The organism is Streptomyces sp. (assembly GCF_019510245.1).
GTDB lineage: Bacteria > Actinomycetota > Actinomycetes > Streptomycetales > Streptomycetaceae > Streptomyces.
This window is the reverse complement of the sequence record NZ_JAEKKT010000174.1, coordinates 34,168-41,775: the sequence shown is the minus strand read 5'-3', so window position 1 is coordinate 41,775 and position 7,608 is coordinate 34,168. Positions and strand designations below refer to the sequence as shown.

Annotated in this window: 7 protein-coding genes; 6 read left to right on the top strand and 1 reads right to left on the bottom strand. The window is 73.4% G+C overall.

Annotated features, from left to right (window positions below; genetic code table 11):
* Positions 1 to 1,292 (top strand): Asp-tRNA(Asn)/Glu-tRNA(Gln) amidotransferase subunit GatB (gene gatB / locus JF597_RS34145; protein ID WP_294004274.1); only part of this gene is annotated, 1,292 nt, incomplete at its 5' end.
* A 56-nt stretch (positions 1,293 to 1,348) separates the two neighbouring features.
* Here the strand turns inward: gatB and JF597_RS34140 are convergent.
* Positions 1,349 to 2,158 (bottom strand): methyltransferase domain-containing protein, encoded by an 810-nt coding sequence (locus JF597_RS34140; protein WP_294004272.1) that lies wholly within the window; start codon positions 2,156 to 2,158, stop codon positions 1,349 to 1,351.
* A gap of 186 nt (positions 2,159 to 2,344) precedes the next feature.
* Between JF597_RS34140 and JF597_RS34135 the strand changes: the two genes are divergently transcribed.
* From JF597_RS34135 to JF597_RS34115, 5 genes are all read left to right on the top strand, one after another.
* Positions 2,345 to 2,671: a hypothetical protein gene (locus JF597_RS34135; RefSeq protein ID WP_294004269.1), complete on the top strand. Its 327-nt coding sequence runs from the start codon at positions 2,345 to 2,347 to the stop codon at positions 2,669 to 2,671.
* 95 nt (positions 2,672 to 2,766) lie between these two features.
* On the top strand, positions 2,767 to 3,342 hold the full coding sequence (locus JF597_RS34130) for a GNAT family protein (protein ID WP_294004266.1): 576 nt from the start codon (positions 2,767 to 2,769) through the stop codon (positions 3,340 to 3,342).
* 35 nt (positions 3,343 to 3,377) lie between these two features.
* The gene (locus JF597_RS34125; protein WP_294004263.1) at positions 3,378 to 3,992 is read left to right on the top strand and encodes a hypothetical protein; all 615 of its coding nucleotides are present in this window, start codon (positions 3,378 to 3,380) and stop codon (positions 3,990 to 3,992) included.
* Positions 3,993 to 4,198: 206 nt separating this feature from the next.
* Positions 4,199 to 4,402, top strand: coding sequence for a hypothetical protein (locus JF597_RS34120; RefSeq protein ID WP_294004261.1), 204 nt, complete (start codon positions 4,199 to 4,201; stop codon positions 4,400 to 4,402).
* A 161-nt stretch (positions 4,403 to 4,563) separates the two neighbouring features.
* Positions 4,564 to 7,599, top strand: a complete 3,036-nt coding sequence (locus JF597_RS34115; protein ID WP_294004258.1) for a helix-turn-helix transcriptional regulator — start codon at positions 4,564 to 4,566, stop codon at positions 7,597 to 7,599.
* Positions 7,600 to 7,608 lie beyond the last annotated feature (9 nt).

The window sequence follows — 7,608 nt, the reverse complement described above, 5'->3', positions numbered from 1 at the left end:
AGATCGGTCTCGCGCTGAACTGCGAGATCGCCGAGTGGTGCCGCTTCGCCCGGAAGAACTACTTCTATCCGGACATGCCGAAGAACTTCCAGACCTCCCAGTACGACGAGCCGATCGCCTTCAACGGCTACCTCGACGTGCAGCTGGAGGACGGCGAGACCTTCCGCGTGCAGATCGAGCGCGCCCACATGGAGGAGGACACCGGCAAGTCGACCCACGTCGGCGGCGCCACCGGCCGTATCCACGGCGCGTCCCACTCCCTGCTCGACTACAACCGCGCGGGCATCCCGCTCATCGAGATCGTCACCAAGCCGATCGAGGGCGCCGGCGAGCGGGCTCCCGAGGTCGCGCGGGCGTACGTCCGTGAGCTGCGCGAGGTCATCCGCGGGCTCAGCGTGTCGGAAGCCCGCATGGAGATGGGCCAGATGCGCTGCGACGTGAACCTGTCGCTGCGCCCCCACGGCACCGCCACGTTCGGCACGCGTTCCGAGACGAAGAACGTGAACTCGCTGCGGTCCGTGGAACGCGCGGCCCGCTTCGAGATCATGCGGCACGCGGCCGTGCTGTCCTCCGGCGGGACGATCGTCCAGGAGACCCGGCACTTCCACGAGGACACCGGGTCGACGACCTCGGGCCGCGTGAAGGAGGAGGCAGAGGACTACCGGTACTTCCCGGAGCCCGACCTGGTCCCCGTGGCGCCCTCGCGCGAGTGGGTCGAGGAGATCCGTGCCGCGCTGCCGGAGATGCCGCTGGCCCGCCGCAACCGGCTGCTCGCCGAGTGGGGCATCTCCGCGGTGGAGATGCAGGCGATCATCAACGCCGCCGCGCTGGACCTGATCGTCGCCACCATCGACGCCGGGGCCGACGCGGCCTCCGCCCGCAAGTGGTGGATGGGCGAACTGGCCCGCAGCGCCAACGAGTCGGGCACCTCGCTCGACGAGCTGGCGATCACCCCGGCGCAGGTCGCCCGGGTCACCGAGCTGGTCTCCAAGGGTGACCTGAACGACAAGCTGGCCCGGCAGGTCATCGAGGGCGTCCTCGCGGGCGAGGGCACCCCGGACGAGGTCGTCGACAAGCGCGGCCTGAAGGTCGTCTCCGACGAGGGCGCGCTCACCGCCGCCGTCGAGGAGGCCATCGCCGGCAACCCGGGCGTCGCCGACAAGATCCGCGGCGGCAAGGTGGCCGCGGCCGGTGCCCTGGTCGGCGCGGTCATGAAGGCGACCCGCGGTCAGGCCGACGCGGCCCGCGTCAAGGAACTGATCCTGGAGAAGCTGGGCGTCAGCGAGGGCTGAGCGGCAGCACGCGCCTGGTACGGCCCCGGAGGCAGCGCCTCCGGGGCCGTACCGCGTCACAGGCGGCGGCCCACGATCCGGGCGAAGCCGAGCAGCTGCCCGCGGTCCGCCTCCAGCAGCTCCACCGACTCCCGGGCCATCCGGGCCATCTCCGCATCCGGGCTCTCCGCGGCGCACACCTCGCTCCACAGCAGCCAGTCGCGCCAGCCGTCCTCCAGCCAGTCGGCGGCCTCGACCTGCACGGCCCCGCTGCGGGTCCAGTGCCGGTGCCACCAGCCGACGGAGTGGAACGCCCAGAAACCCGGGTCCCAGTGCGCTCTCAGATGCTCGGGCGGCTCGGCGCCGTCCGGTTCCTCGCGCACCGCGGGCACGACGATCCCGATCCGGCCGCCGGGCTTCAGCAGCCGGGTGACCGAGGGCAGATAGAGGTCGGCGGTGCCGAAGTACTGGTACGCGTCGACCGAGACGATCGCGTCGAAGCTGCCCTCGGCGAAGGGCAGGTCGTGCGCTTCCACGTGTACCGGCTGCACGCGGTCGGCGAACCCGGCCTCGGCGATCCGCCCGGCGTTGTCGTCGGGACTGATCCACAGGTCCGCGGCGGTGACCTGCGCGTGGAACTCCCTGGCCAGGAAGATCGACGTCATCGCCCGGCCGCAGCCCAGGTCGAGGACGCGCGCGCAGGGGCGCAGGGAGTCCAGGCCGAGGGCGGGGGCCAGCCACTCCAGCAGCCACAGGGCGTGCGGGCCCATCTGGTTCTCGACCGCCCAGCGGGCGTCGTAGGTGCTGCTGCGCGGGTAACGGGGCAGGGTCAGACGGTCAGCGAGTGAGGCGTCCTTCGACGGTGCGGGAGAGACGGCGTCGGACATGACTGAACGGGCTCCTTGTGATCTTCGTAGTGGAAGGCGATGCGTAGGAGATCGTTCGAGCCGTCAAACAATGCACCCGCTTCGGTCGTCGGCGAGGGGCCGGTCAGGGCTGACCAGCGGAAGCTAGCAGTTGTCCACCTGGTTCGCAGCCGGTTTCCTCAGGTGCGGGTACTACGCTCGCCCGCCATGACCGCACACGCCGAATCCGACGCCGAACCAGGGACATCCGGGGTGGAGGCCGCGGACGACGAGGACGAGGACCTCTACGAGGACGCCCGCCGGGCCCGCTGGACCGCCACGGTGACCGGGGTGCTGCTGGCCCTGATGGGGCTCACCGCCGCGTCGATGAGAGTGGGCGGGGGCGTGCCCGCCCTGGTGCCGGCCGCCTACGGCTCCGGATCCGCCGTGTGCGTGCTCGCCGGACGGCTCGGGGCCCGCGGCCGGACCCGCTGGGCCCTGTGGCTGATGATCCTGGGCACGATGGTGATGGCGCTCGGCGACCAGTTCGACTGACGCCCCCGCCCCGGACCGGCGGGCCGCCCGGGTGCCGGCCGCGCATGAGAGGCTCGACGGGCCGGCCGAGGACGTGGTGGAACGGGAGAAGCACGATGTACGCGATATCGCTGGGTGACGACGGCGCCGAACTGCGCCCGCTGGAGCCCTGGCACGCCGAGGAGTTCCTCGCCCACCTGGAGCGCGGGCGGGAGTTCATCGGACAGTTCATCTCCTTCGGCTCCAAGGAGACGGACGTGCCCGCCGCACGGGCCATGCTCCAGCGGTACGCCGACATGCGCGCCGCCGACACCGGCTCCCTGCACGGCCTGTGGCTGGAGGGCACGCTCGTCGGCGGGGTGCTCTTCCTGAACTTCGACGCCGAACGCGGCAACGCCGAGGTCGGCTGCTGGCTGGAGCCGGCCGGCACCGGGCGCGGACTCGTCACCCGCGCGATGCGGGTACTGCTCGACTTCGCGGTCGACCAGCGCGGCATCCACCGGATCGAGTGGGTCGCCGCCTCGGGCAACGTGCCCAGCCTGAACGTGGCCCGGCGGCTGGGGATGACCCGCGATGGCGTACGCCGCCAGGCGCACCCCTATGGTGGCCTACGGCACGACCTGGAGGTGTGGTCGATCCTCGCCCCGGAATGGCGTGAAGCACGCGCACGTGCCGCAGAGAACGATCATTAAGACGCCTCTCAGACAGGATCCGTACGGTGCCGGACATGGGAACCAAGACAGCTGACGAGACCGGTGCCGAGACGGGCGCCGAAGCCACGACCGACGAGCAGAAGGTAAGCGTCACCAAGAGCGCCGACGACGTGGCGGAGTCCGGTACCGAGGCCGCCGACGGCAGGGGCGCCGAACTCGACGCGCAGGACGCGGAGGACGCCGAGGACGCGGACGCCGAGGACTTGGCGGACGGCGCCGACCTCGCCGAGGGCCCGTCGGGGGTCGGCCAGGGCGCCGGTGCCGTCGTCTCCGTCGCGCTCGGCCTGGTCTCCCTCACGGGTGGCTGGATCGGTACGGTGGCCGCCGCCCGCGAGACCCTCGTCGGCCAGCTCCAGACCTCGTCGAGCGCGAGCGTCGCCAAGCAGGTCAAGGAGGTGTACGGCGACGCGTGGGCGACCACCGCGCTGTGGGCCGGCCTCTTCGCGCTGGCCGCGCTGATCACCGGTGTCGTGGTGCTGGCCCGGCCCGCCTTCGGTGCCCCGGGCAAGGCGCAGGCACCGTGGATCAAGTCGGTCGCCTGGGCGGGTGTCGCGCTCGGCGTCATCGGCCTGCTGCTGGCCGTCCTCAAGTACTCCGACGCACTCCTCGGACTGCCCTCGACCGGCTGAGCCGACCGCGACGGCCCAGGCCGGAGGGGCCTTAGGGCGTCCGTAAGCACCTTACGGACGGTCTGAGGCCCCTTACGCGTGTCCGGGGTCCGGCGGTCCCGCGAAGATGCGGAACTCTCCCGATGTGGCGCACCCCCCTGGGAGACGAAAGTGGAGGCATCGCACAGAGCGAAGCCCAACCACCCACTCTCACAAGGGAACCCACCATGTTCGAGTACGAACTCCACCGGATCCGTTCCGCCGAAATGCGTCGGCAGGCCGACGACGCCCGTCTCGTCCGCGAGGCCGTCCGCTCCCGCCGCGCAGCCCGCCGGGAGGCACGGACTGCCGGGACGGCGGGCGACGTCCCGGTGGCGCAGGAGGCCCATATCGACCGCCGTGGCCGGCGCCGGTTCCCGCGCGCCGCGTGAACCTGGGACGGCCGGGCGGCACAGACCGCCCGGAGGCCGGGAACGGGGAAGCCGGTGGCCGCACGGGGGTCGGCCACCGGCTTCCCCCTTTGCCGACCACCGGTACGACAAGCGCACCGGTGCTGTGGAAAACCGCTGCCGTGGGCTCCGGCCCCCATGCGATGCTCTGGCCTGTGGAAACCAGGTCCGTGAGTCCCGTCTTCGTAGGCCGCAACGACGAGTTGGACACGCTGAACGACGCGCTCGACCGCGCCGGGGCCGCCGAGCCGCAGGCGCTGCTGCTCGGCGGCGAGGCCGGCGTCGGCAAGACCCGGCTGGTGGAGGAGTTCGCCACCGCCGCCTGCCGCAGAGGCGCGGTCGTCGCCCTGGGCGGCTGCGTGGAGATCGGCGCCGACGGGCTGCCGTTCGCCCCCTTCTCCACCGCACTGCGCGCACTGCGGGCCGCCCTGCCCGACGAACTGGCCGAGGCCGCCGCCGGCCAGGAGGACGAGCTGGCCCGGCTGCTGCCCGAACTCGGCGAGGCCACCTCCGGCCACCACGACGAACAGGGCATGGCCCGCCTCTTCGAACTCACCGCGCGCCTCCTGGAGCGGGTCGCCGCCGAGCGCACCGTGGTCGTCGCCCTGGAGGACCTGCACTGGGCCGACGCCTCCACCCGCCACCTCCTCGCCTACCTGCTGCGCACCCTGCGCACCGGCCGGCTCGTCGTCCTCGCCACCTACCGCTCCGACGACATCCACCGCCGCCACCCGCTGCGCCCCCTGCTCGCCGAACTCGACCGGCTGCGCACCGTCCGCCGCCTCGAACTCGCCCGGTTCACCCGCGAGGAGGTCGGCCGCCAGATCGCCGGCATCCTGGCCGCCGAACCCGACCCCGCCCAGGTCGACGACATCTTCGAACGCTCCGACGGCAACGCCTTCTTCGTCGAGGAGCTCGCGGTGGCCGCCACCGAGGGCTGCTGCACCGGGCTCACCGACTCGCTGCGCGACCTGCTCCTGGTCCGGGTCGAGGCACTGCCCGAGAGCGCCCAGCGGGTGGCCCGCATCGTCGCCGAGGGCGGCTCCACCGTCGAGTACCGGCTGCTGGCCGCCGTCGCCCAGCTCGCCGAGGACGACCTCATCGAGGCGCTGCGGGCCGCCGTCGGCGCCAACCTCCTCACCGCCACCCCCGCCGGCGACGGCTACCGCTTCCGGCACTCCCTGGTCCGCGAGGCCGTCGCCGACGACCTGCTGCCCGGCGAACGCTCCCGGCTCAACCGCCGCTACGCCGAAGCCCTGGAGGCCGACCCCCAGCTGGTCCCGGCCGATGCGCGCGTGACCCGCCTGGCCAGCTACTGGTACCAGGCCCACGACCCGGCCAAGGCCCTGCCCGCCGCCCTCGACGCCTCCGTCGTGGCCCGCCGCCGGCACGCCTACAGCGAGCAACTGCGGCTCCTGGAGCGGGCGATGGAGCTGTGGGACACCGCCCCCGAGGAGATCCGCGCGGCCCTGCGCCCCGTCGACTACACCGACGTCTACCCTCCCTGCGGCTGCGATCCCGCGACCACCCCGCTGCGCTATCTCGACCTGATGGCGGAGGCGGCCGTCGCCGGCCGCTTCTGCGGGGAGCGTGAACGCGCCCTGAAGATCACCAAGAAGGCGCTTCGGATCCTCCAGGACGAGCACGACCCGCAGCGCGCCGCCTGGTTCTGGGTACAGCGCTCCCGGCTGGTCCAGGGCCTCGCCCGCGGGGACGGCCGGCAGGAACTCGGCACCGCCCAGGACCTGGTGCGCGGTCTGCCGCCGTCCGAGGTGCACGCCGACGTGCTGGCCAACGCCGCCGCCTGGTCCATGCTGCACGAGCCGGGCCCCGAGGCCTTCGCCGCCGCCGAACGGGCCGTCGAGTACGCGCGGATGGTGGGCGCCCGGGAGATCGAGCTCAACGCGCGGGTCACTCTGGGCTGTCTCATGGTCGACGCGGGTGACGTCGACAACGGCCTCGCGGAGCTGGAGCGCGTCAAGGACGCCGCCCTCCACGAAGGCGTCACCCATGTCGCGGGCCGCGCCTACACGAACCTCCCCTCCGAGCTGGAGTCGGTGGGCCGCTCCCGGGAGGCGGTGCCGATCCAGCGCGAGGGCATCGCCTTCGCCCGCAGATACGGCCTGCTGGACTCCGAGGCGTGGATCTGGGGCAACCTCTCCGAGTCGCTGTACGCGCTCGGCCAGTGGGACGAGGCCGCGGAAGCCGCCGCGGGCGCCCTCGGCTCCGCGGCCAGCGCCAAGCCCCGGGGCGCGGGCGCCCTGCACTTCGCCCATGTCGCCCTCGCCCGGGGCGACACGGCCGAGGCCGCCCGCCGGCTGGCCATCGCGCGCGCCCACTACGGCACCCACGACCCGATGCCGCAGGCCCAGCTGCCGGTCGCCCGGATCGCGATCGGCGTCGCCGCCGAGGAGGGCAGGATCCTCGACGCCCGCGCCGAGCTGGACCGCGCCCTGGCGGCCGGCTTCCCGCCCGGCACCCACCGCTACGGCTGGCCCCTGCTGCTGGCCGCCGCGACCGCCGAGGCCGACGCCCGCGCCCTGCCCGCGGCGGCCGCGGGCCGCGCCGAGGCGCTCGACCGGCTCGCCGAGGCAGCCCGCAAGCTCACCACCGGCGCGCCCCTCTGGCAGGCGTACGAGCGCTGGACCCGCGCCGAACTGCACCGCGCCCGGAGCACCGCCACCGCCGCCCTCTGGTCGGACGTGGTCACCGGCTTCGAGTGCCTGGACCGCCCCTACGACCTCGCGCGGGTCCGCCGCCGTCTCGCCCAGGCCCTGCTCGAAGAGGCCACCGGCGACGACGAACGCGACCGCGCGACGGAGCTCCTCCGGCTGGCGGGGGCCGTCGCCGACCACCTCGGCGCCCGCCCGCTCGCCGAGGCCGTCGCCCTCCTCGCCCAGCGGGCCCGCCTCACCCTCACCACCCGCGCCGCGCCGCGGGCCCTCGACCCCGCCGAGAGCCTCGGCCTCACCAGCCGGGAGCGCGACGTCCTGCGCCTGGTCTCGGCCGGCCGTACCAACCGCCAGATAGCCGAGGAGCTCTTCATCTCTCCGAAGACCGCGAGCGTCCACGTCTCGAACATTCTGGGCAAGCTGGGCGTTGCAGGGAGGGGCGAGGCGGCGGCGGTGGCACACAGACTGGGGATGTTCCCCGTCGAGGCCCTCGGCCCGACCACGTAGGGGACCGGC